This window comes from Achromobacter sp. UMC46 (genome assembly GCF_014170335.1).
Taxonomy (GTDB): Bacteria; Pseudomonadota; Gammaproteobacteria; order Burkholderiales; family Burkholderiaceae_B; genus Achromobacter.
Map to the genome: position 1 here is coordinate 39,795 of NZ_LZZS01000035.1, position 24,693 is coordinate 64,487.

32 protein-coding genes and 1 tRNA gene are annotated in these 24,693 nt (G+C 65.9%); 12 read left to right on the top strand and 21 right to left on the bottom strand.

Going from position 1 to position 24,693, the window contains the following annotated elements; genetic code table 11:
• Positions 1 to 49: 49 nt before the first annotated feature.
• The 3 genes from A9973_RS24055 to A9973_RS24065 all read right to left on the bottom strand — a co-directional run bounded on the left by A9973_RS24055 (position 50) and on the right by A9973_RS24065 (position 1,152).
• Complete coding sequence (locus A9973_RS24055; RefSeq protein ID WP_183016171.1) at positions 50 to 460, bottom strand: hypothetical protein; 411 nt, start codon at positions 458 to 460, stop codon at positions 50 to 52.
• Positions 461 to 463: 3 nt separating this feature from the next.
• Positions 464 to 895: a BPTD_2524 family lipoprotein gene (locus tag A9973_RS24060; protein ID WP_183016172.1), complete on the bottom strand. Its 432-nt coding sequence runs from the start codon at positions 893 to 895 to the stop codon at positions 464 to 466.
• Positions 896 to 1,020: 125 nt separating this feature from the next.
• Positions 1,021 to 1,152 carry an entericidin A/B family lipoprotein gene (locus A9973_RS24065; protein WP_105555535.1) on the bottom strand — a complete coding sequence of 44 codons (132 nt, stop codon included), beginning with the start codon at positions 1,150 to 1,152 and terminating at the stop codon, positions 1,021 to 1,023.
• Positions 1,153 to 1,356: 204 nt separating this feature from the next.
• On the opposite strand from A9973_RS24065, the gene A9973_RS24070 reads away from it, so the two are divergent.
• The 4 genes from A9973_RS24070 (at position 1,357) to A9973_RS24085 (ending at position 3,996) form a co-directional block, all read left to right on the top strand.
• Positions 1,357 to 1,992, top strand: a complete 636-nt coding sequence (locus tag A9973_RS24070) for a glutathione S-transferase family protein (RefSeq protein WP_183016173.1) — start codon at positions 1,357 to 1,359, stop codon at positions 1,990 to 1,992.
• Positions 1,993 to 2,133: 141 nt separating this feature from the next.
• A complete protein-coding gene (locus A9973_RS24075; RefSeq protein ID WP_220805637.1) occupies positions 2,134 to 3,093 on the top strand; it encodes an LLM class oxidoreductase in 960 nt (319 codons plus the stop codon).
• Between the two features lie 71 nt (positions 3,094 to 3,164).
• Positions 3,165 to 3,524 (top strand): hypothetical protein, encoded by a 360-nt coding sequence (locus tag A9973_RS24080; RefSeq protein ID WP_183016175.1) that lies wholly within the window; start codon positions 3,165 to 3,167, stop codon positions 3,522 to 3,524.
• 70 nt (positions 3,525 to 3,594) lie between these two features.
• On the top strand, positions 3,595 to 3,996 hold the full coding sequence (locus A9973_RS24085) for a hypothetical protein (protein WP_183016176.1): 402 nt from the start codon (positions 3,595 to 3,597) through the stop codon (positions 3,994 to 3,996).
• 18 nt (positions 3,997 to 4,014) lie between these two features.
• Here A9973_RS24085 and A9973_RS24090 read toward each other — a convergent pair whose 3' ends face one another.
• The 4 genes from A9973_RS24090 to A9973_RS24105 form a co-directional block, all read right to left on the bottom strand.
• Complete coding sequence (locus A9973_RS24090; RefSeq protein ID WP_183016177.1) at positions 4,015 to 5,271, bottom strand: TIGR03862 family flavoprotein; 1,257 nt, start codon at positions 5,269 to 5,271, stop codon at positions 4,015 to 4,017.
• A 304-nt stretch (positions 5,272 to 5,575) separates the two neighbouring features.
• On the bottom strand, positions 5,576 to 5,920 hold the full coding sequence (locus tag A9973_RS24095; protein ID WP_183016178.1) for a hypothetical protein: 345 nt from the start codon (positions 5,918 to 5,920) through the stop codon (positions 5,576 to 5,578).
• A 184-nt stretch (positions 5,921 to 6,104) separates the two neighbouring features.
• A tRNA-Met gene (locus A9973_RS24100) sits at positions 6,105 to 6,181 on the bottom strand.
• 20 nt (positions 6,182 to 6,201) lie between these two features.
• Positions 6,202 to 6,591, bottom strand: a complete 390-nt coding sequence (locus A9973_RS24105; protein WP_183016179.1) for a hypothetical protein — start codon at positions 6,589 to 6,591, stop codon at positions 6,202 to 6,204.
• Between the two features lie 169 nt (positions 6,592 to 6,760).
• Here A9973_RS24105 and A9973_RS24110 point away from each other — a divergent pair, with 169 nt between their 5' ends.
• Together A9973_RS24110 and A9973_RS24115 are read left to right on the top strand one after the other, a co-directional pair.
• On the top strand, positions 6,761 to 8,200 hold the full coding sequence (locus A9973_RS24110) for a PLP-dependent aminotransferase family protein (protein WP_183016180.1): 1,440 nt from the start codon (positions 6,761 to 6,763) through the stop codon (positions 8,198 to 8,200).
• Complete coding sequence (locus A9973_RS24115) at positions 8,197 to 8,760, top strand: DedA family protein (protein ID WP_183016181.1); 564 nt, start codon at positions 8,197 to 8,199, stop codon at positions 8,758 to 8,760. The genes A9973_RS24110 and A9973_RS24115 overlap by 4 nt, the downstream gene beginning before the upstream one ends.
• A 7-nt stretch (positions 8,761 to 8,767) precedes the next feature.
• On the opposite strand, the gene A9973_RS24120 is transcribed toward A9973_RS24115, so the two are convergent.
• Together A9973_RS24120 and A9973_RS24125 are read right to left on the bottom strand one after the other, a co-directional pair.
• Positions 8,768 to 9,001 (bottom strand): hypothetical protein, encoded by a 234-nt coding sequence (locus tag A9973_RS24120; protein ID WP_105554886.1) that lies wholly within the window; start codon positions 8,999 to 9,001, stop codon positions 8,768 to 8,770.
• Positions 9,002 to 9,228: 227 nt separating this feature from the next.
• The gene (locus A9973_RS24125; protein WP_006225041.1) at positions 9,229 to 9,474 is read right to left on the bottom strand and encodes a hypothetical protein; all 246 of its coding nucleotides are present in this window, start codon (positions 9,472 to 9,474) and stop codon (positions 9,229 to 9,231) included.
• 171 nt (positions 9,475 to 9,645) lie between these two features.
• On the opposite strand from A9973_RS24125, the gene A9973_RS24130 reads away from it, so the two are divergent.
• The 5 genes from A9973_RS24130 to A9973_RS24150 all read left to right on the top strand — a co-directional run bounded on the left by A9973_RS24130 (position 9,646) and on the right by A9973_RS24150 (position 13,261).
• Positions 9,646 to 10,251, top strand: coding sequence for a hypothetical protein (locus A9973_RS24130; RefSeq protein ID WP_183016182.1), 606 nt, complete (start codon positions 9,646 to 9,648; stop codon positions 10,249 to 10,251).
• Positions 10,252 to 10,370: 119 nt separating this feature from the next.
• The gene (locus tag A9973_RS24135; RefSeq protein WP_006225043.1) at positions 10,371 to 10,829 is read left to right on the top strand and encodes an Lrp/AsnC family transcriptional regulator; all 459 of its coding nucleotides are present in this window, start codon (positions 10,371 to 10,373) and stop codon (positions 10,827 to 10,829) included.
• Positions 10,830 to 10,911: 82 nt separating this feature from the next.
• Positions 10,912 to 11,220: a hypothetical protein gene (locus A9973_RS24140; protein ID WP_183016183.1), complete on the top strand. Its 309-nt coding sequence runs from the start codon at positions 10,912 to 10,914 to the stop codon at positions 11,218 to 11,220.
• Positions 11,217 to 12,197 carry a 4-hydroxythreonine-4-phosphate dehydrogenase PdxA gene (gene pdxA, locus A9973_RS24145; RefSeq protein ID WP_183016184.1) on the top strand — a complete coding sequence of 327 codons (981 nt, stop codon included), beginning with the start codon at positions 11,217 to 11,219 and terminating at the stop codon, positions 12,195 to 12,197. Before A9973_RS24140 ends, pdxA begins: the two co-directional genes overlap by 4 nt.
• Before the next feature lie 86 nt (positions 12,198 to 12,283).
• Positions 12,284 to 13,261, top strand: a complete 978-nt coding sequence (locus A9973_RS24150) for a bile acid:sodium symporter family protein (RefSeq protein ID WP_183016185.1) — start codon at positions 12,284 to 12,286, stop codon at positions 13,259 to 13,261.
• A gap of 63 nt (positions 13,262 to 13,324) precedes the next feature.
• On the opposite strand, the gene A9973_RS24155 is transcribed toward A9973_RS24150, so the two are convergent.
• The 12 genes from A9973_RS24155 to A9973_RS24210 all read right to left on the bottom strand — a co-directional run bounded on the left by A9973_RS24155 (position 13,325) and on the right by A9973_RS24210 (position 23,431).
• Entirely contained in the window at positions 13,325 to 14,707 is a 1,383-nt protein-coding gene (locus tag A9973_RS24155; protein ID WP_183016186.1) for a replicative DNA helicase, read from the bottom strand.
• Positions 14,704 to 15,543 carry a hypothetical protein gene (locus tag A9973_RS24160; RefSeq protein WP_183016187.1) on the bottom strand — a complete coding sequence of 280 codons (840 nt, stop codon included), beginning with the start codon at positions 15,541 to 15,543 and terminating at the stop codon, positions 14,704 to 14,706. Before A9973_RS24160 ends, A9973_RS24155 begins: the two co-directional genes overlap by 4 nt.
• A gap of 127 nt (positions 15,544 to 15,670) precedes the next feature.
• Positions 15,671 to 16,126, bottom strand: coding sequence for a 50S ribosomal protein L9 (gene rplI / locus A9973_RS24165; RefSeq protein ID WP_183016188.1), 456 nt, complete (start codon positions 16,124 to 16,126; stop codon positions 15,671 to 15,673).
• Between the two features lie 14 nt (positions 16,127 to 16,140).
• Complete coding sequence (rpsR, locus tag A9973_RS24170) at positions 16,141 to 16,413, bottom strand: 30S ribosomal protein S18 (protein ID WP_006218308.1); 273 nt, start codon at positions 16,411 to 16,413, stop codon at positions 16,141 to 16,143.
• A gap of 107 nt (positions 16,414 to 16,520) precedes the next feature.
• The gene (priB, locus tag A9973_RS24175; RefSeq protein WP_175177768.1) at positions 16,521 to 16,844 is read right to left on the bottom strand and encodes a primosomal replication protein N; all 324 of its coding nucleotides are present in this window, start codon (positions 16,842 to 16,844) and stop codon (positions 16,521 to 16,523) included.
• 51 nt (positions 16,845 to 16,895) lie between these two features.
• Complete coding sequence (rpsF, locus tag A9973_RS24180; protein ID WP_183016189.1) at positions 16,896 to 17,270, bottom strand: 30S ribosomal protein S6; 375 nt, start codon at positions 17,268 to 17,270, stop codon at positions 16,896 to 16,898.
• Between the two features lie 206 nt (positions 17,271 to 17,476).
• Positions 17,477 to 18,400: a DUF817 domain-containing protein gene (locus A9973_RS24185; protein ID WP_183016190.1), complete on the bottom strand. Its 924-nt coding sequence runs from the start codon at positions 18,398 to 18,400 to the stop codon at positions 17,477 to 17,479.
• Between the two features lie 7 nt (positions 18,401 to 18,407).
• Complete coding sequence (gene folE2 / locus A9973_RS24190) at positions 18,408 to 19,205, bottom strand: GTP cyclohydrolase FolE2 (RefSeq protein WP_183016191.1); 798 nt, start codon at positions 19,203 to 19,205, stop codon at positions 18,408 to 18,410.
• Between the two features lie 187 nt (positions 19,206 to 19,392).
• Entirely contained in the window at positions 19,393 to 21,255 is a 1,863-nt protein-coding gene (gene dxs, locus A9973_RS24195; protein WP_183016192.1) for a 1-deoxy-D-xylulose-5-phosphate synthase, read from the bottom strand.
• Positions 21,256 to 21,308: 53 nt separating this feature from the next.
• A complete protein-coding gene (locus A9973_RS24200; protein WP_183016193.1) occupies positions 21,309 to 22,220 on the bottom strand; it encodes a polyprenyl synthetase family protein in 912 nt (303 codons plus the stop codon).
• Positions 22,221 to 22,227: 7 nt separating this feature from the next.
• The gene (locus A9973_RS24205) at positions 22,228 to 22,494 is read right to left on the bottom strand and encodes an exodeoxyribonuclease VII small subunit (protein ID WP_183016194.1); all 267 of its coding nucleotides are present in this window, start codon (positions 22,492 to 22,494) and stop codon (positions 22,228 to 22,230) included.
• An 82-nt stretch (positions 22,495 to 22,576) separates the two neighbouring features.
• On the bottom strand, positions 22,577 to 23,431 hold the full coding sequence (locus A9973_RS24210) for an IclR family transcriptional regulator (RefSeq protein WP_183016195.1): 855 nt from the start codon (positions 23,429 to 23,431) through the stop codon (positions 22,577 to 22,579).
• Between the two features lie 172 nt (positions 23,432 to 23,603).
• Between A9973_RS24210 and A9973_RS24215 the strand changes: the two genes are divergently transcribed.
• Entirely contained in the window at positions 23,604 to 24,572 is a 969-nt protein-coding gene (locus tag A9973_RS24215) for a tripartite tricarboxylate transporter substrate binding protein (protein ID WP_183016196.1), read from the top strand.
• Positions 24,573 to 24,693 lie beyond the last annotated feature (121 nt).

Sequence of the window (24,693 nt, forward strand, 5' to 3'; positions counted from 1 at the left end):
CGCAAGTGCAAGTCCAACACTTTTGCGTACAGGGGTTTACCCTTGGCCTCTACCGGCTTGCGTAGGACGTCATCTGCTGGGCGTCCGGGGTCGCCTGCCCCAGGGAGAACCAGCAGGCGCCGCAGAACGCTAACGCACTGAGCAGGTAGCAAATCATCGCCAGCAGCTGGGTCGGCCAATGCCCGCGCGTCAGATGCCCCGTGTCGCCCTGACGCAACAGGCTCACCTGCGCCAGGTAGGCGAACAGCTGGCCCAAGCATGACGCCAGCAGCCCGGCCAGGAACAAGGCCAGCGGCAATTGCAGGTCGGGCGCAGCGATGTCGCCGCCCACGATCCCCAGCGAAAAGGCCACCAGAGCCAGGGCCGCGCCCCCGTTCAACCAGCCCAGGAAGCGGAACGCCCCCGCCAGCAGCGAGAACGGCACGCCCGAAGATCGCAGCAACTGCGCGCGGGGATCCATGCGTCAGCCGTTATTGCCGCTGCGGCAGACGGGCGTCGCGCTTTGGATCGAGGCGCGGGCGGCGGCGATTTCATCCGCGTCCCAACGTCCTTGGCCCAGCACGGTCACGGTCACCTTGGATTTGGCGGGGCCGTCGGCTTCCGCCGAAATCAGCTCAAGCACCGTGGCGGGTTCACCGACCTTGTACAGCTGGATCTCGTCGGGCGCGCCCTTCTCGCCCAGGGTGTGGCGCCATGCGTAAGCGGCGCCATAGGGATGCTGCACGTTCACATGGCAGGCACGGACGTATTCACCGCCACGGCGAAAGGCGGCCTGATAGTTGGTGTCGACGCTGAAGGTCTCTTTCTTGACGGAGTCGGCCTCGTAGACGCCCTTGCTTGCGCACCCGGCCAACAGTGCCGCCAACGTTACACCCACCCATACTGACTTGCGCATGATTCTTCCCGCATTGAAATTCGGACTCCCACGATTATGCCAGCGGCTGCAAAAAGGCCACGCGGGAAATGCCTGGACATTTCTGGCGTGGCCTTGAGCCGGCTGGACGGCAACGGGATGACAGCCTACTTGTTCGCGGCGCCCTCGATTTTCTCTCCGCCTCGCTGGATGTCCTTGCCAGCGCCCGCAACAGTGTTGCAGCCGGCCGTAAGGGCGGCGATCGAAAGCAGCATGACGAGAACGACTCTGTTCTTCATAAACCTCTCCTGTCTGGGCGTGGAAACCGAAGCCAGCATACCCCAAAGGCCCCGATTTGCGCACCCTCCGGATGCGGCGGCAGGAGGCTTTAGCAAAACTATCCCCATCCGCCAGGAATGATCGTTTTACGCGGTTCCGCACGGAATCCAGAATGGGCCCAAGCCTGTAACCCAGGACATCGCCCCCCCTTCCATTCCCTGCCCATGACCGCCCCCGACTTGCATCTCTATACGGACAGCTCGCCCAATGGCTTCAAGATCACCATCGCCCTGGAGGAGTTGGCGCTGCCCTACACCCTGCACCATGTGCGCATCGAGCAGGGTGAGCATCGCCGCGCCGAATTCCTGGCGCTGAACCCGCATGGACGCATCCCGGTGCTGCATGACGCCGGCACGGGCATCACGCTGTTCGAATCCGCCGCGATCCTGCTGTACCTGGCCGACAAGACCGGCCGCCTGCTGCCTGCCGCCCCCGCGGCGCGATGGGAGGCCATCACCTGGCTGATATTCCATAGTGCCAGCGTGGGCCCCCTGCTGGGCCAGCGCGTGCATGCGGAGTGTTTTGCCGCCGAACGCCACGAACCCGCGATCCAGCGCTTTCGCCGCCTGAGCGAAGACACCTTCGCCGTGCTCGACGCGCGCCTGGCGGAACGCGAGTGGCTGGCCGGCGACGACTTCTCCATCGCCGACATCGCGACCTTCGGTTGGATGCACATCGCTCGGATCGTCGAATTCGATTTCAGCCGGCACGGGCATTTGAGCGCCTGGCACCGGCGGGCCAGCCAGCGCCCCGCCGTTCAACGCGGCGTCGCCCTGCCCCAACCGGCCACCGGCCCCTGACCTCGGCATCCGGATTCTGCCCCCATATTCGCCCCCATGCCCCCCATGACCGCATCCTTGACTGACTCCCCGCCACTCCTTTCTCCCGCTACCACCGGCGCGTCCGCGCCCGCTTTCGCCACGCATCCGGGCTACCGGCGCATGTTCGCCCCTGACCGCCTGACGCTGGGCATCTTCCTTCCCTTGCGCTTCTACCAAGGCGACATGGCGGTGCTGCAAGGCCAGGCCGACCTGGTCGCCGACATCGACCGCCGGGGGTTTGCCGCCGCCTGGGTTCGGGACGTTCCTCTTTTCGATCCGAACTTCGGCGACGCGGGCCAGGTATTCGACCCCTTTTCCTATCTAGGCTACCTGGCGGCCCGCACCGAACGCATCGCGCTTGCCACCGGCAGCGCCGTCTTCCCCTTGCGCCATCCCATCGATCTGGCCAAGGCCGCCGCCACGCTTGACCGCCTGACCGGCGGCAGGCTCGTCATGGGGATCGCCTCGGGCGATCGTCCCGTCGAATTCCCCGCATACGGGCTCGACCCCGCCCAGCGCGGTGACCGGTTCGCCCAGACCGTGTCGTACTTCCGCCAGTTGATGCAGGCCCCCCACGGCGCCATCGACTCTCCGCTGGGCCGGCTGGCGGGGCCGCAGTTGCTGCCCAAACCCGTCGCCGGACGCGTGCCGCTGCTGATCACGGGTTCCTGCCGCCAGACGCCGCAATGGGTGGCCGAGCATGCAGACGGCTGGCTGACGTATCCCGATAGCACGCACGACGATGCCGGACCCCAGCGCCTGGCGCAGAAAATCCGTTCCTGGCGTGCCTTGATCCCCGATGCCGGCTTCCGCCCGCACGCCACCAACGAATGGCTGGACCTCAGCGCCGACCCCGACCATCCCCGCACGCCAATGCAGGGCGGCTACGTGCTGCGCACGGGGCGCCGGGGCCTGCTCGACCTGCTGGCGCGGTGGCAAGCGGCCGGCGTCAACCACGCGGCGCTGGGCATCCAGTTCTCGGAACGGCCCGCCGCCGAAGTGATCCAGGAACTGGCCGAGGAGGTGCTGCCCCATTTTCCCGCGCATGACAGGGCGCCTCCGGCCTCGGCCAGCTGGTAGGGCTGTCCGACCTACAATGCGGCCCGGCCGCGGCTGTCGCGTATTTGCCGGCAATGGATTAGGATTCGAAAATGAACAAAAAACCTGTACCGCAGAACGCTGGCGCAGCCCCCCAGGGCTGGGGCTGGGAACAGCCGCAATGCCGTGGACAAGCGGCATTGGCGCTGTTCATCGACGATCTGCACCGAATTCTGCAAGCCCATGCCGCTGGCAAGCTCGCGGACAGCAGCACCTTGGAAGACGCACAAGCGCATGTCGACGCACTGCTTGCCCGTTACAACGAGATCAACGCCGCGCCGGAAATTTTCCTTGGACAATCGGTCGAACTGAAGGAAGGCGTCGACCGGAACGGCGTTTCTCATACGGTACCGATTTTTTCAGCCCGGCTGAAGAAATCGCTGGTGTCGATGCTGGGGCAAGGCCCCGGCTGAAACGCCTCTTATTCATCGGCCTGTCAGCGGCGGCCGGCAACGAACCAGAACAGCTACAGGAGACCCCACAATGAATTCGGACAATGTCGTAGAGTTTCTCCGCCTGCTGTCGCTGGACGTCTCGCTGGGCGCTGCCGCCCAACACGCCGCCGGCCAGCCCGATGCGCCGTTGGCCCTGGCCCGCCTGGCCACCGCGCAGGGCTTGCCGTGCAGCGCGTCAGACTGGTCCTTCTTCGCCCGCAGTTGCCTGGATACGTCGACGGAACCCCAGGCCGATGCCGACCCGGTCGCCACCATCTGGCAACTGGTGCAGGACCCTGCGCACGGCACCGACATTCCCGCCAGCGCCATCACGCGCGTCATCGGCATCATCACGCAGCCCGATGGCGGCCCGCCCGTCGTCGGCCATGTCGTGGGCGACCTGGCCCCGCGCACGCCGCTGGGCATGGCGCCCTATCCCACGGGTTCCTGATACCCAAGGCTGGCAGCCCTAGGGCCTGCCCGCCAGATAGGCCTTCACGCCCGTTGCGGCGACCCGTCCGCTGGCCATGCAGGCCGTCAGCAGGTAGCCGCCCGTAGGCGCCTCCCAATCCAGCATTTCGCCCGCGGCGAACACGCCCGGCGCCGACCGCAACATCAGACCGGCGTCCACGGCGTCGAACGACACCCCTCCCGCCGTGCTGATGGCCTCGTCGATCGGACGCGCGCGCAGAAGCGTCAGCGGCAGGGCCTTGATCCGCAGCCCCAGCCGCGCCGGATCCTTGAAATCCTCTGCCGGCGCGCACTCGCGCAACAGCCCCGCCTTCACGCCCGTCAATCCCAGGCGGCTTTGCAGATGGCTGGACATGGAACGCGCCCCGCGCGGGTGGGTGACCGCGGCCATGACTTTCTCGCGCGTCCAGTCAGGCGCCAGGTCCAGCGTGGCGATGGCGTGTCCTTGCGCGTCGATCCGGTCGCGCAACGGTGCGGACAGCGCATAGACGAGGCTGCCCTCGATGCCGGTTTCCGACACAACAAATTCGCCCTGGCGGACCATCACGCCGCCAGCAGGCGACGGGCAGGACATTGCGACGGATTTGACGGGTTGGCCCGCATAGCGTTGCCGGAAGTGCTCGGACCACTCCACATCGAACCCGCAGTTGGCGGGACGCAATGGCGCCATGCCGATTCCGTGCGTTTGCAATCCGGCGACCCAGGCGCCGTCCGACCCCAGCTTTGCCCAACTGCCCCCGCCCAAGGCCAGCACGACGGCATCGGCCGCCAGCGTACGCATGCCGTCGGGCGTGTCGAACCGCAAGGCGTCCGCGGAAGGCGCGCCGCCTGGCGGCCACCCCAGCCAGCGGTGCCGCATATGGAAGCGCACGCCGCTTGCGCGCAAGCGGGCCAGCCAGGCCCGCAGCAATGGCGCTGCTTTCATTTCCTGGGGAAAGACGCGTCCGGAAGAGCCGACGAAGGTCTGGACGCCCAGTTGATGCGCCCAGTCCCGCAACGCGGTGCCGTCCATCGCCGCCAGCCAGGGCGCCACCTGCGCGGCACGCTCGCCGTAGCGCGCCAGGAACGGCGCGGCCGCCTCGCTGTGCGTCAGATTCAGCCCCCCGCGCCCCGCCATCAGGAACTTGCGGCCCACCGAGGGCATCGCGTCGAATACGTCTACCTGCAGCCCCTCTGCGGCCAGGCCCTCCGCCGCCATCAGGCCCGCCGGACCGCCACCGATGACGGCAACGCGTAGGGAAGCGCTCAGGGTCATGGCGCTGACGCCGTCAAGGCGGGGACGAGCAAGGGAGAAGGACACGGCATGCAGGGGAAATCGAAGATGTCTGGACGGGCGATTCGCAGCGGGCGCCGCGACGGGAAAGATTGTCGCATGAGGCCGCTGTCGCTCTCTGCTCCGGCAACGCCAAGCGCTTATCGGGGCAGCCAGGCAGAAAAAAGGCCTGGCGCCGGCCATTTATTGACCGCAGGCGCCAAGCCTTTGTTATGACAGGACAATTCGGACATGCGCATAGGCTATCCCAAGGCTTGTCCACAGTCGCTGTGGGTAACTTCCCGCGTCAGGCGTTGCCCGCCGCCTGCATCGGCCCCGACCAGGGTTCCGCATCCAGCTGGAAGCGTAGTTCTTGGTATTCGCCGTCCACGCCGACCGAACGCAGCAGGCCGGCATCCATAGCCTGGCCCAGCGCGCGGCGGCACAGGGTTTCGGGATCGTCCGGCAACGACTGGAAGACGCCGTCGGGGATGCGCAGGCGCAGCAGCGCCTGGGGATCGCCGCGTTCCGCGGGCCGGCCGATATGAATATGCGCGGGGTAACCGTGCGGGCACCAGATGCCCACGTGATACTTGCCTTCGGCGCCGGTGTCGGCGACGTAGCCGGGATGATCGTATTTAGCGGTACCCATGGACCCTCCTCGAGTGCGGCGAACTAGCGCGCGTGACCCATGGTAGCTCAGGGCCGCGGCGCTGTGCGGCCCGCAACACCCGGGAAACTCCGGGCTGGAACAAAGGATTGACCCAAGGCAAGTCTCAGGCAAAAAAAGGACGAAAAAAAGCCGCGATGGGAATCGCGGCTTGTTTTCTTGAAACTGGTTGCGGGGGCAGGATTTGAACCTACGACCTTCGGGTTATGAGCCCGACGAGCTGCCAGACTGCTCCACCCCGCGTCTGATGTGTGAACTATACATCATTTTGAAATCTTGTGCAGCGCACCCAGGCGATTATTCGTGTTTTCGGGCTCATTCATGCGAAAAATATTCGCCGCCAGGCGGAAAAACCGCTCCAAAGGGCCTGGAACGTCCAGGCAGATCACTTCCGCCGGGCCGATTGCAGTCACGCGGACCGGCCCGCCGTATCCGACCCCGTGCGTTTCACCGGCATTGACCCGGATGGATACCGGCAAAGCCAGGCCGTTGGCGGCTTCGGCGGCAATGGGCGATTCTTCCACGCGCACGCTACCGGCCACGCAGACCAGCGCGGCGCCGGTTCGCAACGTCAAAAACCGGCTGGCGCCCGCGGCGATTTCCAGGCGGCGGGTCAGAGGTGGGGCTAAGTGGGGGTCGGGTTCGGCATGCATGGTGTTCTCCAGTCGGACCCACACAGGCTACGCGGGCCCTGCTTTGCGCAACAGCCACACTCCAAGCCTTTCTGTACCGATGCAGACACTCGATTTCGGCACTGTTATGGTGTACTTTCCCTGAATCTGTGCCTACCCTCATTCCAACCTCGGGGAGCATGATCGGCGCATGGACCCACAACCGCTGTACCTCCGCCTGGCGAACCACTACCGGCGCGCCATCCAGACAGGCGTCCTGGCGCCCGCCCAGCGCATGCCGTCGGTACGCACGCTGGTGCGCACCCACCACGTCAGCCTGTCCACCGCGCTGCAGGCGTGCCGCCAACTGGAGGACGACGGGCTGATCGAAGCCCGGCCGCGCTCGGGCTATTTCGTCCTGCAGCCGCGCCGCAACAGCATCCCGCCAGTCAACGAACCCGATATCCGCCAGACGCTCGGCGCGGCGCAGTACGTGGGCATTCACGACCGCGTCTCGGATTTCATCGCCAAATGCGAGGCCCATCCCGTCAGCGCCAACTTCGCGCTGGCTGCGGCGGTGCCCGAGGCATACCCGATGGATGCGCTGAAGCAGGCGATGACGCGCGCGCTGCGCATGTCGCCGCAGGTGCTGGTCAGCCCCGTTCCGCCGCAAGGCCACCCCGAGCTGCGCACGGTACTGGCGCGCCGCGCGCTGGCCAACGGCATCAACGCCACGCCTGATGACGTCATCGTCACGCACGGCTGCATCGAAGCCCTGAACCTGGCACTGCGCGCCGTGGCCCGGCCGGGCGACACCATCGCCGTCGAATCGCCGACCTACTTCGGCCTGCTGCAGATCCTGGAAAGCCTGGGGATGCGGGCGCTGGAGATTCCCACCAGCCCGCAGAACGGCTTGTCGATCGAGGCGCTGGACCTGGCGTTCCAGACGCACGGCAATATCCGCGCGGTCGTAGTCGTGCCCAATTTCCAGAACCCTTTGGGCTGCGTGATGCCCGATGCGGAAAAAGCCCGGCTGGTAGCGCTGTGCGAACGCCAGCAAGTCCCGTTGATCGAAGACGACACCTATGGCGCGCTGACGGACGACGACACCCCGCTGGCCGCGGCCAAGTCCTGGGATGCGACCGGCAACGTCATCTATTGCTCGTCCATGCACAAGACCCTGGCGCCCGGCATGCGGCTGGGCTGGCTGCTGGGCGGACGTTGGAAGACCCGCATCGCCATGCTCAAATTCGCGCAAAGCCGACCCAACGAACCCTTGGCGCAAATCGCCGTCGCCGAGTTCCTGGGGTCGCGCGCCTATGACCGGCATCTGACGCGCTTGCGCAGGCTGTTGAAGATCCAGCGCGACCAGACGGCCGAAGCCATCGCCGCGCATTTCCCGCGCGGCACGCGTCTGAGCGTGCCGCAAGGCGGCATGCTGCTATGGGTGGAGATGCCCGGCGGCCGATCGGGCATGGACGTGTTCGGGGCAGCGCTTGAGCAAGGCATCCGCGTGGCGCCTGGCGCGATGTTCTCGAACGGAACGCGCTACAACCATTTCCTGCGCATCAGCTGCGGCCAGCGCACCACGCCCGAGATCTCGCGCGCGTTGCTGACCTTGGCGCGTATCGTCGGCGAGCGCCCGGGATGAATCCGGCGCTGCATCAGTTCATCGTCGACTACGGCTTATGGGCCGTGCTGGGCGGCACCTTCCTGGAAGGCGAAAGCGTCGTGGTGTTCGCGGGTTTCCTGGCGCATCAGCATCTGCTGCATCTGCCCGAGGTGATGCTGTGCGCCTTCGCCGGGTCCTTCGCGGCCGACCAGTTGCTGTTCTTCCTGGGCCGGCGCTACCGCGAGCACCGCCTGGTGCGGCGCATCCGCGAGAAGCCCGCCTTCGCACGCGCCCTGGCGCTGGTCGACCGCTATCCGCACGGCTTCATCCTGAGCCTGCGGTTCCTGTATGGCCTGCGCACGGTGGGCCCGGTGGCGTTGGGCATGTCGCGCGTGCCGCCGCTGCGCTTCCTTGTGCTCAACGCGGTCGCCGCCGCGATCTGGGCGGCATGCTTCAGCTTGCTGGGCTACGCCTTCGGACAGACCATCGAGTCCCTGCTGGGGCGCCTGCACGGCGTGGAAACCAAATTGGCGGTGGCCGCCGCGATCGGCGCGGCGATCTGGCTGGCCTATCACCTGATCGCCAGGCGCCGGCGCTGACCGGCTGTCAGCAGACGACGCGACCGCTGGCGTACAACACGTGGCGCCGCCGCGCCTTGCGGTACCAGCCGCCGATCAGCGGCAGCAACGCCAGACGGCGCAGGATGGGATGGCGCTGGTCGAAGTCGTGCCAGGCCTTGAAGCCATGTCCCATGCGCTCCCAGCTCTGACGCGCTTCGGGAGTAAGTTTGCCGGGGTCGAACGCCGCCAGCTTTGCCGCTTCCGAGACACGGGCCAACATGGCGCCGCCCCGGTGTTCCAATCGATACTGATTCCGCATGGGGCCGCATATTACCCGGCTTGGGGCTAGCGTGTAGGAGATTGAAACAGGCTCGTGAAAAGCGCAAAAGGAGCCACCTTTGACCGCCCCACACAAGCCCTTGTAATTAAAGGGAAATGCGGATCTATGCCCGTACTATCCCAAGGCTTGTCCACAGAAGCTGTGGGTAACTTCGGCCAGGGAACGGCTTACTTCAGCGCGGTCGCGATCATGTCGCGCACGCTTTCGAACCCCGCCACGTATTGCGGATTCTCGGAGCGCGCCAGCAGGCTGGAATAGTTCTGCTCCAGCTGCGCCTCGATCGCTTCGCGCAAACCGGGCGACGCCTTGACAAGATGCAGCATCGACAGCAAGGTCGAATTCAGCGCATCGATGCGGCCGCCCTGATGCGAAATGGTGTGCACGATGACGGCGATTTGTTCCTGGATGTCCATGTGTAAGCCTCCTGGCATTGTTGGTCGGCGCAAATCCTAGCATGGCGCCTGCGGGCCAGCCGGCGCTAGGCAAGTGCCACGGGCCGCGCTAGCATCAAGCGTAGCCGCAAGGGCACCGCGGCGCATGCCCCCGGCGCCGCCCTCGGCGCCCCGGGCCACCGGAGCGCGCTCATGAAGACGATCCAGAACTATGCCCCCCCGGACACCCAGTCCCTGCAACGCTTGCAGGACCGCCTGGGCTACAGCGACGCACGCATGGCGGAACTGGCCGGGCTGGACGCGGCTACGCCCTGGCCCAGCTACGCCGGCGGCCCCGAACCCCGTCTGCTGGGCCGTCAGCGCCTGTTCTACATGGTGGCCCGCCTGGCGCTTGACGAGCGGGAATGGCAGAAGGTGCTGGCCGCCATGCGCGAAGCCGGCGCCCGCTTCGACTACGAAGACCCGCTGGCCTCGGACGCGCCGCCCGCGCCGGCACCCCAGGCCGACGAAGAGCGCAAGTTCGGCATGCTGCTGGTCAGCCGCAACGGCGCTTTCCACGAAATGGAGCAGTTGCGCGAGTTCGCGCATTTCGCCCAGGAATCCGACGTCAGCCGCTTCGTGCATACCGTGTTCTACGACAGCGACATCGACCTGTGCCGCTTCCGCTTCGCCGACCACGACGGATTGGACGCCGCCAGCCGCGACCGCATCTTCGACGCCGCGCACAAGACCATCACGCGCTTCGAGTTCGACGGGCGCATCTACCATGGCGGCATCCCACCCGAATCCGACGGCTAGGCCGGCGCGCCCGCGCCGCAAGCCTTGCACCCGCCCATCTCGATCCGCAGTGACGCGCATTGACGCCGACATGCCTGCGCCTGTACCGTCGGCTCTCCCCTTTCCCCCCCGCCCTCCGCATGAACGAACGACTCGACGCCATCGACCGGCAATTGCTCAGCCTGCTTTCCGCCAACGCGCGCGAACCCGCCGCGATTCTGGCGCGCAAGCTGGGGCTGGCCCGCACCACGGTGGTGGCGCGCATCGCCCGGCTGGAACGCGAGCACATCGTCTCGGGCTATGGCGTGCGTCTGGGGCGCCTGCTTGAAGAGGCCGCCGTACGCGCCTACTGCTTCATCAGCGTGCTGCCCAAGACACCCGCCGCCGTGATCCGGGAGCTGGAGCGGATGCCGGAGGTGGAAGAGGTGTCTTCCGTCAGCGGCCCCTACGACTATCTGATCTTCCTGCGTTGCGAAACCCATGAACAGCTGGACGAATTACTGGACCGCATCGGCCTGATCGACGGCGTCAAGCAGACGCAGACGTCGATCGTGCTGAGCCGCAAGGTGGACCGCCGCAGCGCCGTCGCCGCCCCCTGACGCGCCGGCGCCGGATCGCCCGCCTTTTCTCCCGGCCCGACATGGTGTTGTAATGGCGGATAACGAGATTTATGGACGACCCATGCTTGCACGCCTTGCCTCCGCCGCCGCCTTGCTGACCCTGCTTTCCGCCTGTTCCAGCATGAGCGAGGTCACGTCCGTCGACAAGAACACGTACAGCGTCACGTACAGTTCGGGCACGCAGTTGCTGACCTGGGTCGAAATCAAGAACCAGGCACAGCAACGCGCCGACCAATACTGCCAATCCCTGGGCCGCAAGCTGCAAAAGCCGAAGGTGACGTCCAACCACGCGACGGGCCTGGGCTCCAAGCGCGCCACCGTGACGTTCGAATGCGGCGCCATCGATCCCCCTAAAGACAAAGCATCGTGAAATCTTCCCTGCCCGTGGGAATCACCATGGGCGATGCCGCCGGCATCGGACCTGAAATCGTCGTCAAGGCATACGCGCAAGGCTTGAACGCGCCCTGCGTGGTGTACGGCGACGCCGGCGCCTTGCGCCGCGCCGCGGCCCAGTTGGGCGCGCGCCTGGATATCGTTGAAATCACCGGCGTGGACCAGGCGCTGCCAGACGCGGGACGCATCAACGTCATTGCCTGCAGCCCCGCCCTGCCCGCCGACCTGCCCGCCGGGCGGATCAGCGCCGCCGCCGGGCGCGGCGCCTACGACTATGTCTGCGCCGCCATCGACGACGCGCAGGCCGGCCGCATCCGGGCCATCGTCACCGCGCCGCTGAACAAGAAGTCCATGCACGAAGCGGGCATCGATTATCCCGGCCACACCGAGATCCTGGCCGAGCGGTCGGCGACGCAGGACTTCGCCATGATGCTGGCCAACGATGAACTGCGCGTCCTGCTGGTCACCATCCATGTGGCGCTGGCCGACGTCATCGCCCGCATCACGCCCGACGCCGAGCTGACCGCGATGCGGCTGGCCGACCGCGCGTGCCGGCAACTGGGCATCGCGGCGCCCCGCGTGGCGGTGGCGGGCCTGAACCCCCACGCCGGCGAAGGCGGCAAGTTCGGCCGCGAAGACATCGACATCATCGAACCCGCCATCGCCCGCGCACGCGACGAAGGCATCGACGCCAGCGGCCCCTGGCCTGGCGACACGATCTTCATGCGCGCGCGCCGCGGCGAATTCGACATCGTCGTGGCCCAATACCACGACCAGGGCCTGATCCCGGTCAAGTACCTGGGGCTGGACCACGGCGTGAACGTGACGGTGGGGCTGCCTTTCGTGCGCACCAGCGTCGATCACGGCACCGCCTTCGACATCGCCGGCCGCGGCGTGGCCGATCAGGCCTCGCTGGTCGCCGCGTTCGATCTGGCGCTGGCCATGACGCCCTAGGGCGCAGGCGAACACGGGACTACAATACGCCCCGTTTCCGGCGCCCCTTGCGCGCCGCCGCTTTCCCGACTTGCCCTTTATCCCCCATGTCACGCCTTGTCCGCCTTCTGCCCGACCGTTTCACGCTTTATCTGATCTGCACCGTCATCATCGCCAGCATCGTGCCCGCGCACGGCCAAGGCGTCGTGATTTTCGGCTGGATCACCAACATCGCCGTCGGCCTGTTGTTCTTCCTGCATGGGGCACGCCTGTCCCGCGAGGCCGTCGTCGCCGGCCTGACGCACTGGAAACTGCATCTGACGATCTTCTCGGCCACGTTCCTGATGTTCCCCTTGCTGGGACTGGCCCTCAAGCCGGTGTTGGAGCCGCTGGTGACCCCCGAGCTGTACCTGGGCATCCTGTTCCTGTGCTGCCTGCCCGCCACGGTGCAATCCGCCATCGCGTTCACGTCCATGGCCCGCGGCAACGTGCCCGCCGCCGTATGCAGCGCCTCCGCCTCCAGCCTGCTGGGCATCTTCCTGACCCCGCTGCTGGTGGGCACGGTCGTGGCCAACGCGGGCAGCGCGCCGATCTCGTTCGACGCGGTCGGCAAGATCATGCTGCAACTGCTGCTGCCCTTCGTGCTGGGCCAGTTCGCCCGCCGCTGGATCGGCGCCTGGGTGCACAAGCACAAGGCGATGCTGAAGTTCGTCGACCAGGGTTCGATCCTGCTGGTCGTCTACACGGCGTTCTCCGAAGCCATCAACGAGGGCCTGTGGAGCACCACGCCTATCCCCGCGCTCGTGGGCCTGGTGGTGTGCTGCGCCGTGATCCTGGCCCTGGCGCTGGGCCTGTCCGCACTGGCTGGCAAGCTGCTGGGCTTCAATGTGGAAGACCGCATCACCCTGCTCTTCTGCGGCTCGAAAAAGAGCCTGGCCAGCGGCATCCCGATGGCGCAGGTGCTGTTCGCCGGCCATGCCGTCGGCGCCATCGTGCTGCCCCTGATGCTGTTCCACCAGATCCAGCTGATGGTGTGCGGCGTGTTGGCCGCCCGCTACGGCAAACGCCCGGAAGCCGAGGGCTGAACGCCTCCGTTGCGACGAAAAAAAACCGCGCCGATGCGCGGTTTTTTCTTGAAGACCGTCAGGTCAGTACATGTCCCGCGGCTGCGCGCCCGAGAAGTTCAGGAAGCGCGTGCTGGAACCCTGGAAGGTCAGGCGCACCGTGCCGATCGGCCCGTTACGCTGCTTGCCGATGATGATCTCGGCGGTGCCCTTGTCCGGCGAATCGGGGTTGTAGACCTCGTCGCGATAGATGAACAGGATCACGTCGGCGTCCTGTTCGATAGCGCCGGATTCGCGCAGGTCGCTCATCACGGGGCGCTTGTTCGGACGCTGTTCCAAGCTTCGGTTCAGCTGCGACAGCGCGATCAGCGGGCAGTTCAACTCTTTGGCCAGACCCTTGAGCGAGCGGCTGATTTCCGACACTTCGGTTGCCCGGTTTTCACCGGATCCGTTACCCGACATCAGCTGCAGGTAGTCGATGATGATCAGGCCCAGCTGGCCGCATTGGCGGGCCAGACGGCGCGTGCGCGCGCGCACTTCCATCGGGCTCAGCGCGGGGGTCTCGTCGATGTAGACCTGCGCATCCTGCATCAGCTGCACCGCGTGCGTCACGCGGGGCCAGTCGTCGGCGATGAGCTTGCCGGTACGCATGCGGTGCTGGTCCAGCAAGCCGACCGAACCCAGCATACGCATGGCCAGCTGCACCGCGCCCATTTCCATGGAGAACACGGCCACGGGCAGACCTTGTTCGATCGCCACGTGTTCGCCGATGTTCATCGAGAACGAGGTCTTGCCCATGGACGGGCGTCCGGCCACGATGATCAGGTCGCCGCCCTGCATGCCGGAGGTCATCTTGTCCAGGTCGGTGAAGCCCGTGGGCACGCCGGTGACGTCCGAGCCGCCTTCGCGGTGGTAGAGCTCGTCGATGCGCTCGACGACCTGGGTCAGCAGCGGCTGGATCTCCTGGAAGCCCGCGGCGCCGCGCGAGCCTTCCTGGGCGATCTTGAACACCTTGGATTCGGCTTCGTCCAGCAGTTGCCGCGCTTCCTTGCCCTGCGGGTTCAGCGCCGCCGACGAGATCTCGTCGGCGATCGACACCAGCTTGCGCAGCATGGCGCGCTCGCGCACGATTTCGGCATAGCGGCGGATGTTGGCGGCCGACGGCGTGTTGTGCGCCAGCGCGTTCAAATAGGCCAGTCCGCCCGAATCTTCGGCCTTGCCGGCGCTGATCAGCGATTCATTGACGGTGATGACGTCAGCGGGACGCGCCAGCCCGATCAGCCGGGCGATGTGGTGCCAGATCAGCCGGTGGTCGTGGCGATAGAAGTCTTCTTCGGCCAGCACGTCGGCGATACGGTCCCACGCGCTGTTGTCCAGCAGCAGGCCGCCCAGAACCGACTGCTCCGCCTCGATGGAATGGGGAGGAACGCGCAGGTATTCAAGCTGGGGATCGGCAGGTGTGTTCATAACTTCAATAGTAACGGCTGCAAGATATCGGCAGCGCGGAAAAAGCCTTGGACGTCGCGCGAGGGCAAACGGCGCAACAGGGGCCGCAAGGGCCTTGCCACGCCGCAAAGGACGCGCGCCAGGCGCGTCAGGCGGGCCTTGACCTCGGGGTCGGGGTTGCTTTCCAGGTAGACGCCAAGCGCCAGTTTACCCAGCGCCAGGGCCACATCGTCCGGCAATTTACGCAAAGACACGAGCGAGGCCAGCATCTGGAACAGATCGTACGCCTGGGCCAGCGGGCGGGACAGCGTGGAACCGATGTTCTCTTCGAAATCGATGCGCCACAGTTCGCCGTCGCGCAGCGTGATGTTGCGAATCTGCGCGCCGCCGTGCCACATGCCTCGCGCATGGAACGCCGCCAGGTCGGTGGCGGCCGCGCGGGCCAGCCACAGCTGCGAAGTGGAGTCCTCGTTGCGGATCAGGTCGGCCAGGTCTTCGCCCACGTACTCCAGGACCAGCAGGCCTTGCTCTTGCCACCACACCTCGGGCACGCGGCAGCCGGCCTGCAGCAGCATCGACAGGCGCCGGGCCTCGTGCGCCAGGCCGTTCTGCAACAACACGCCAGGGCGCGGGAACTCGCCCAGGAACAGCTTGCAGCCCACGCCCAGCAGGAAGGCCCGGACGTAGCGCAGCGCGTAGGCGACGCCGCGGCCGATACTGGGGCGACGGCGCTTGATGATGCAGCGCACGCCATCGATCGTCACGTCCCGCACGGAGGGTTCGCGCGAGGCATCCACGCTGTCGAGCCAGGCACGCAGGCCGGGCGGCGCGTTGTGATGGACGGGCGGCTGAGTCAAGGGGTCCTCGGTACGAAACAGGGGCGCGCATCATGCGCAATGCCCGAAAGGCTACACGCAATGGCGGCCGGGCAAAAAGAAAAAAAGCCGGCGCGCGGGCCGGCTTCTTTGCACTGCGGGTACCGGCTTAGGACAGTTCGCCTTCAACCAGAACCGTGACGTCGACGACAACGTCGGCGTGCAGGGCGACCTGGATCGGGAACTCGCCGATCGACTTCAGTTGGCCATTGGGCAGACGCACTTGCGCCTTTTCAATGCCTTCGAAACCGGCCTTCTTCAGGGCTTCGGCGATGTCGGCATTGGTGACCGAGCCGAACAGACGGCCGTCAACACCAGCCTTCTGAGCGATCTTCAGCTGGAAGCCGGAGACGCGCTCGCCCAGCGCTTGGGCGGCGGCCAGCTTTTCAGCCTGGACCTTTTCCAGCTCGGCGCGGCGAGCTTCGAATTCCTTCAGGGCGGCGTCGGTTGCACGACGAGCCTTGCGCTGGGGAATCAGGAAGTTGCGGGCGTAACCATCACGCACGCGGACGACTTCACCCAGGTTGCCCAGGTTGACGACTTTTTCGAGCAGAATAACTTGCATTTCAGTGCCCCGGATTAGTTGTGGTTGTCGGTGTAAGGCAACAGGGCCAGGAAGCGCGCGCGCTTGATGGCGGTGTCCAGCTGACGCTGGTAGATTGCCTTGGTGCCGGTCAGACGAGCCGGGATGATCTTGCCGTTTTCTTGCACGAAGTCGCGCAGGGTGTCCAGATCCTTGTAGTCGATCTCTTCGACGCCGGCTGCGGTGAAGCGGCAGAACTTACGACGCTTGAAGAGCGGGTTCTGCTGCGTGAATTTGCGTTTTTCTTTGCGTTTTCCGAAGAAAGCCATGATATGTGCCTCTATGTTTGAGGGGATCTGGCGGTTAGCAACCGATCCAAACTCCCCATAACCTATCCGTATTCAGAAGGCGCTCTCGCACCTTTTGCCCATTCCCTTCAAGCCACCTGCGGATCGCGCCCTGCGCTGCCGCTGATCTTGCGTGCCTGCTGCAAATGCAGCTTGATCTTCACCGAGTCCTTGCGGGCGGGAGCCAAAAACCCCTGCACCAGCAATTCGGACCCTAACGCGGTGTTCTTCAACAGCAACGCCAGATCGCCTAGTGCCACGGCGGTAATCGTCAATTCGACACGGCGCGGGTGGCCGGCTTCAATGACTTCCGATTCGTGTGCCAGCAGCATTTCCAGCGCTGGCAGTCCGGCGGGAGTGTGGCGCAAAGGCTCGCATTCAAGAACGCGGGCGCTGAGTTCCAGCTTATTCATCCTGCCGTGCACCAAGGGGACTTCACGGGATGAGCTCTGCGTGAGCCCTGCTTACTCGGCCTGAGCCGGCGCTGCTTCAGCCGAAGCCTTACGGGCTTCTTCGCGCTCGACCGACTTCATCATGATCGAGGGCGTGGCCTGAGCCTTCTTGGTCTTGATGACCAGGTGGCGCAGAACGGCGTCGTTGTAGCGGAACGAGTGCTCGAGCTCATCCAGCGTGGCTTGGCCGCACTCGATGTTCAGGCAAACGTAGTGAGCCTTGACCAGCTTCTGGATCGGGTAGGCCAGTTGACGGCGACCCCAGTCTTCCAGGCGGTGAACCGAGCCGCCTTGGCCCGTGACCAGCGCTTGGTAACGTTCGACCATGGCGGGCACTTGCTCGCTTTGGTCGGGGTGAACGATAAACACTACTTCGTAGTGACGCATGAGTAAAACTCCTTGAGGATGTCTCGCTGGCCAACGCCCTGCACCCGCGCTTTCCATCATGGGTGTCGCACTGCCCACCTTGTGGTTTCAGCACGCTAGGATGTCGGCCCGCAAGGGGCAGCCCGCTACCCAAAAACCATGGGCGGTCGAGCAAGAAAGCCCTCGATTATCACCGATCGGGCGGTGCGGCGCAAGCAGGACGGGGGCTATGAAATAAGGGACGGGCTATTTTCGGCGCCATGGCCAGGGGCTTGAGGCAGATCGGCAACACCGATTTCCTGCGGCCGGTTGACCACGCTGACCATCACATAGCTGATGATCATCAGCAGGAACCACGACCCCAGCTTGGCGATCGACACCCATTCCCAGGCGTGCGACTGGTTGGGATAGCGCCAGGCGTTGGCGAAGGTGCCGATGTTTTCGGCGAACCAGATGAACACGGCCACCAGCACGAATCCCAGCAACAGCGGCATGCGGCGGTAGACCCGCCAGATCCGGAAATACACCCAGGTCCGCGCGAACAGCACCGCCGTCAGGCCGAACAGCGCCCACCGGAAATCCATGATGAAGTGGTGCGCGAAGAAATTCACGTAGATCAGCACCGACAGCGCCACCGTGGCCGCCATCGGGGGATGGGCGCGGAAACGGAAATCGAACAGGCGCCACACCCGCGCCAGGTAGCTGCCCACCGCCGCATACATGAAACCCGTGAACAGCGGCACGCCGCCCATCCGCAGCACGCTGGCCTCGGGGTAGATCCAGGATCCCGCCGCCGTCTTGAAGAGCTCCATCCCGGTGCCCACCACATGGAACATGAGGATCACGCGGGCTTCGCTCCAGGTTTCCATGCGCAGCGCCAGCAGCACGGCCTGGATGCCCAGCGCGGCAAGGGTCAGGAAATCGTAGCGGGCCAGCAGCGCGTCCTTGGGGTACCACCAATGCGTGCCCAGCAGCAGCGCGCACATCAGGCCGCCGAACAGGCAGGCCCAGGCCTGCTTCACGCCAAAGCGGAAGAACTCGTAGAGCGCCACGCCAAAACGGCCGCGGCCGGCCAAATGATTGGCCAGCCGCGATTCCCACTCTTGCAGCCCCGCGATAAGCGGCCAGTCCCTGGCCGCCGGATGGCTCACGGAACGCTCAACCTTCCACGACGGCGTAGGCCGAGTGGTTGTGGATCGATTCGAAGTTCTCGGCCTCGACGCGATAGCGGGCGATGCCGGGATGCGCGTTCAGGCGGGCAGCCACGTCGCGCACCAGGTCTTCGACGAACTTGGGGTTGTCGTAGGCGCGTTCGGTCACGTACTTTTCGTCAGGGCGCTTGAGCAGGCCCCAGAGTTCGCACGAGCCCTCTTCTTCGATCAGGCGGATGACGCCATCCATGCTGATGTCGTCGCTCAGGATGGCCGAAACGGTGACATGCGAGCGCTGGTTGTGCGCGCCGTATTCCGAGATGGCCTTGGAACACGGACAGAGGCTCGTGACCGGCACCTGCACGACCAGTTCGAATTCGACGCCGTCGCCCTGGGCGCGGGCGATCCACTGGACTTCGTAGTCCAGCAGGCTCTGCACGCCGGAAATCGGGGCCGACTTGTTGATGAAGTACGGGAACGACGCGGTGATGTCGCCGCGCTCGGCATGCAGCAGCGGCAGCATGTCGGCAGCCATGGCGCGGAACAGCGTCGGCGTCATGGGGGTGCTGCGGTACTTTTCCAGCAGCGCCACGAAGCGGGACATGTGGGTCCCCTTTTCTTCGGGCGGCAGCGCCACCGTCAGGGTCCAGTTGGCCACGGTGCCTTGGGCCGAGCCATCGCCGCCTTCAACCAGCATGGGGTGGCGCACGCCACGGATGCCCACGCGTTGAATCGGGATGTGCCGGGTATCCGCCGAACTCTGGACGTCGGGCATCACGATGGCGGGGTCGATCGGAGAATTCATTTCAGCTTACCTGTCTAGGCGATCAGTCGCTCGCGCACGGCCTAGGAAACTTTGAGAGAGGGCCATTATCGCCGAAACCCCGGCATCCGCCAGGGAAAACCCTTCTATTCGTAGGTTGGCGGGGCCGGAACAGTGTGTTTCATTTTCCGGGCAAAAGCGGCGCCTTCGCCCGGAACCCCGCAAGCGGTCAAGCCAGCAGATCGGCGTAGCGGGCGCGGATCGATTGCTCGATGCCGGCGGCATCCAGGCCGACGCCCGCCAACAGGGCAGACTGTTCGCCATGGTCGATGAAGGCGTCCGGCAGGCCCAGCTGCAGCACGGGGATCTGCACGCCGGCGGCGCTTAGCGTTTCCAGCACCGCGCTGCCCGCCCCGCCCATGATGGACGCGTCTTCCAGCGTGACCAGCGCATCGTGGCGGGCCGCCAGGTCCAGGATCAATTCGCGGTCGATCGGCTTGACGAAGCGCATGTCGGCCACGGTCGCGTCCAGCTTGCCCGCTGCGGCCAGCGCGGCCTGCACCAGGGTGCCGAAGCCCAGGATGGCGATCTTCCTGCCTTCGCGGCGCACCACGCCGCGGCCCAGTTCGACCGTCTCCAGCCCGGCGCTTTCCGGCGCGCCGCAGCCAGCGCCGCGCGGATAGCGCACGGAAGCCGGACCGGGGTACTGATAACAGGTGGACAGCAACAGGCGCGTTTCGCTTTCGTCGGACGGGGTGGCGACCACCATGTTCGGCACGCAGCGCAGGAAGGCGGTGTCGTAGTTGCCGGCATGGGTTGCCCCGTCGGCGCCGACGATGCCCGCGCGGTCCAGCGCGAAGGTCACGTCCAGGTTCTGCAGGGCCACGTCATGGATGAACTGGTCGTAGCCGCGCTGCATGAAGGTCGAGTAGATCGCGACGACGGGCTTCTGCCCTTCGCAAGCGATGCCGGCTGCGAACGTCACGGCGTGCTGCTCGGCGATGCCCACGTCGAAATAGCGCAGCGGGAACCGCTTTTCGAATTCGACCAGGCCGCTGCCTTCGCGCATGGCGGGGGTGACGGCGACCAGGCGCGAATCCTGCTCGGCCATGTCGCACAACCAGCCGCCGAACACCTGGGTGAAGGTGCGCTTGCCGGGGGCCTTGGATTGCTGGATGCCGACGGCGGGGTCGAACTTGCCCGGGCCGTGGTACAGCACCGGATCGGCCTCGGCCAGCTTGTAGCCCTGCCCCTTCTTCGTGACCACGTGCAGGAACTGCAAGCCTTGCAAGGCCTTCAGGTTCTGCAAGGTGGGCACCAGGGCGTCCAGGTCATGGCCGTCGATCGGGCCGACGTAATTGAAGCCGAACTCTTCGAACAGCGTGGCCGGCGTGACCATGCCCTTGGCATGCTCTTCAAAGCGGCGCGCCAGTTCCAGCACCGGCGGCACATGCTGCAGGACGGCGCGGCCCACGTTCTTGGCCGCGGCGTAGAAGCGGCCCGACATCAGCCGCGCCAGATAGCGGTTCAGCGCCCCCACCGGCGGCGAGATCGACATGTCGTTGTCGTTCAGGATCACCAGCAGGTTGATGTTGGGCGTGACGCCCGCGTTGTTCATGGCCTCGAACGCCATGCCCGCGGACATCGCGCCGTCGCCGATGACGGCGATGTGCGCGCGCTGCACGCCGGCGTTGCGCGAAGCCACCGCCATGCCCAGCGCGGCCGAGATGGACGTGGACGAATGCGCGGTGCCGAAGGCGTCGTATTCGGATTCGCTGCGTTTGGGGAAGCCCGAGATTCCGCCCGCCTGGCGCAGCTGCGCCATGCCGGCGCGGCGCCCGGTCAGTATCTTGTGCGGATAGGACTGGTGGCCCACGTCCCAGACGATGCGGTCATGCGGCGTGTCGAATACCTGATGCAGCGCCAGCGTGAGCTCGACCGTGCCCAAGTTGGACGACAAGTGCCCGCCCGTTTTGGATACCGACTCCAGCACGAAGCCGCGCAGTTCGTCCGCAAGCTTTTTCAGCTCGCGACGATCCAGGCGCTTGAGGTCTGCCGGGGATTGAATGCGGTCCAATAAATCAGTCGTCATGCTTTTATGGGGTTCGTTGACCCGGCCTGGACTCAGGCCGGGCTAGTCACGGATCAGCGGTCTCGAAGGACGATGAAATCGGCCAGTTGCGCCAGGCGCAAGCCGGCATCGCCCAGCGGTTCCAACGCCGCCAGCGCGGCCACACGCAATTCTTCGGCAAACGCTCGCGCCTCGGACAGGCCCAGGAGCGACACGTACGTTGGCTTGTTCTCCGCCGCATCCTTGCCCGGCGTCTTGCCCAGGCTGGCGGTGTCGGCGGTGACATCAAGAATATCGTCCACAACCTGAAACGCCAGGCCCATGGCTTGCGCGTACGCATCCAACGCCTGACGCGAGGCCGAGCTGGCGCCGGCCACGATGCCGCCCAGCGCCACGCTGCACGCGAGCATGGCGCCCGTCTTCATGCTGTGCATGGTCTGGAGCTCATCGCGCGACAGCGAATGGCCGACGCTCAGCAAGTCGATGGCCTGACCGCCCGCCATGCCCTGACTGCCGGCGGCGCGCGCCAGCGACTGGGTGGCCTGCACGATCAGCGCAGGCGCGATCGGCATGGACGCCAACAGGTCAAACGCCAGCGGCTGCAAGGCGTCGCCCGCCAACATGGCGGTGGCTTCGTCAAATTGCACGTGCGTGGTGGGCCGGCCGCGGCGCAGCGTGTCGTCGTCCATGCAAGGCAGGTCGTCGTGCACCAGCGAATAGGCGTGGATCAGTTCCACCGCCGCCGCCGCGCGGTCCAGCGAGGCCTCGATGGCAAGCATGCTGCCGCTGACGGGGCAGGCTTGCCCCGCGGCGTAGACCATGGCGGCGCGCACGCGCTTGCCGCCACCGAGCACGGCGTAGCGCATGGCTTCATGCAGGCGGACGGGCAGCACATCCGCGGGCGGCATCAGGTCGTCCAGGACGTCTTCGACGTGCCGCACGCGACCTTGCAGCCACTCCGGGAAAGCGAGTTGAGTTTGCTTCATCGGGTTCTTATTCGTCATCCAGCGCCGCCGGGTCCAGCGGGCGCAGCAAGTCGCCCTCCAGGACCTTCACCTGCTGTTCGGCCTGCGCCAAGCGGTCCTGGCAGACCCGGGTGAGCGCGACGCCGCGCCGGTAGGCGGCCAGCGATTGCTCAAGCGGCAGCGAACCGTCTTCCATGGCCGCAACCAATGATTCCAATTCGGCCAGGGCCGTTTCGAAATCCTGGGGCAAGGGACGGTCGTCGTTCTGCGGATCGGCTTGTGTGGGTTTGGCCAAACGGGTCTCCGAGGGCGCAAGGGGTGGATCAATCTCCGAATTGTACGAGATAGCCACGCCGGACCCGCCTCCGCCCCGACGATCAGGCGGATGCCCCCGCAAGACCCGCGATCGCCGCCCGCAGCGCGGGCCCCACGCGCGTGCGCAAGTCGGGTTCCGGCAACAGGCTGGCGGGGCCGCCGCAGCTCATCACGAAGACGCCTTCGCCGGTGATGGACGTGAACGGCACGGCGACGGCGTTGATGCCCGATTGCCATTCGCCGATGGCGAAACAGCAGCCCGAGTCCTGCAGTTCCAGGCGCGCGCGGGCAATGGCGTCCTTGGGAGGCGCGGCGGCGCCCAGGCGCGCCATCGCCTCGTCGCAGGCGCCCGCCGGCAGGCTGGCCAGATAGGCCCGGCCCATCGCACTGTCCAGGCTGGCGCGATAGCCGACGGGCAAGCGCAGGTACAGCGCGGAAGACCCGTGAATGGCTTCGACGTAGGTCATCGCGTCGCCGTCGAAGGCGCCAAGCGCGACCGCGCCGCCGGTATCCCGGGCCAGTTCGGTCATCGAGGCCTTGGCCAGTTCACGGACTTCCAGCCCGGCCAGCAGGCCGAAGCCCAGCGCCAGCACGCCATAGCCGGGCGAATACTTGCCGGTGTCGGGGTGATAGCGCAAGTAGCCCAGTTCGGTCAGCGTGTAGGTGATGCGGCTGATGGTGGGCTTGGGCAGGCCGGTCAGGCGCGCCAGATCCAGATTACCCAGCGCGGTCACGCCGTGGCGGAAGCAGCGCAGCACGTCCAACCCCCGCGCCAGCGCGGTGATGAAGTCGGGCGAATTGGCGCCTTCCCCCACGCCGGTGCTGCGCTTGCGGCGGGCCGGCTGGCTGAGTTCCAGCGTCTCGTCGGGCTTGGTGGCCGCATGGATGACGCGCTTGGCGTCAGAAAAAGATTGCATTTCTATTCGCTTCGTTTTTATAGTTTATTTCGAATAACAAAACTAAATTCCATATAACGGAATTTAAATCACCCAAGGAGACTTGGCAAGCCACCGCAACGCCCTGGCGGCGCGGACCGGCCAAGCCAGGCCCAACGATCCACTCACGCACGCGATTTCAAGGGGAAAAAACATGATTCGCACGAGTATCAAACTGCTGGCCACCGTCTTGCTCAGCGCCGCCGCCCTGGGCGCGCAGGCCGACACGTATCCGGCGCGGCCGATCAAGGTCGTCTCGCCCTTCCCGGCCGGCGGCGCCACCGACGTGCTGACCCGCATCCTGGCCGAACGCATGGCCAAGACGCTGGGCCAGCCCATGATCGTGGAGAACAAGGCCGGCGCGGGCACGTCCATCGGCGCGGCCTACGTGTCGCGGGAACAGCCGGACGGCTACACCATCCTGATGGCCACGAACTCCACGCTGGTCACGAACCGCTACCTGTATAAGGAACTGCCCTACGACCCGGACGGCTTCGCCCGCATCGGCATGGTGGGCGTCGGCCCGCTGGTGCTGCTGTCCAGCCCCAAGCGGCCGTTCAACAGCACGCAGGACATCGTGGCGTATGCCAAGCAAAATCCGGGCAAGCTCACCTTTGCGACCTTCGGCCCCGGCACGGCCTCGCACCTGGCCGGCGAACTGTTCAAGGAACGCGCCGGCATCGACATCCTGCATGTGCCCTTCAAGGGCGCGACCCAGGCCCTGCCCGCGCTGATCAGCGGCGACGTCGACCTGTTCTTCGACATGGTCGCCACCGGCATGCCGCAAGCGGACGCCGGCAAGGTCAAGGTCTTCGCGATCACCAGCCCGTCGCGGCTGGCGACGCTGCCCAAGCTGCAGACATTGGCCGAAGAAGGCTACCCCGCCTTCGACATGACCGCCTGGTTCAGCTTCGTCGCGCCCAAGGGCACGCCGGCCCCGGTGCTGGAAAAGCTGCAGGCCGCGCTGACCGAAACCCTGCAGGACGAAGCGGTGAAGAAGCGGATGCTGGACATGGGCATCGACCCGCGTTCGGGCACGGCGGCCGAACTGGACAAGCAGATCAAGACCGAACAGCCGATCGTGGCGCAGCTCATCAAGCAGACCAACATCGTCCTGCAATAAGCGCGCCCGGCCCGGCGCCAACGGTTTAGTGACAAATCGTTTGCGGTCTTGCCGGCCCGCGAAAGGGCGGCGGCCCCCTCGGTCCGCCTCCCTTTCCACCGACAGCGCCCACCGGGGTCCT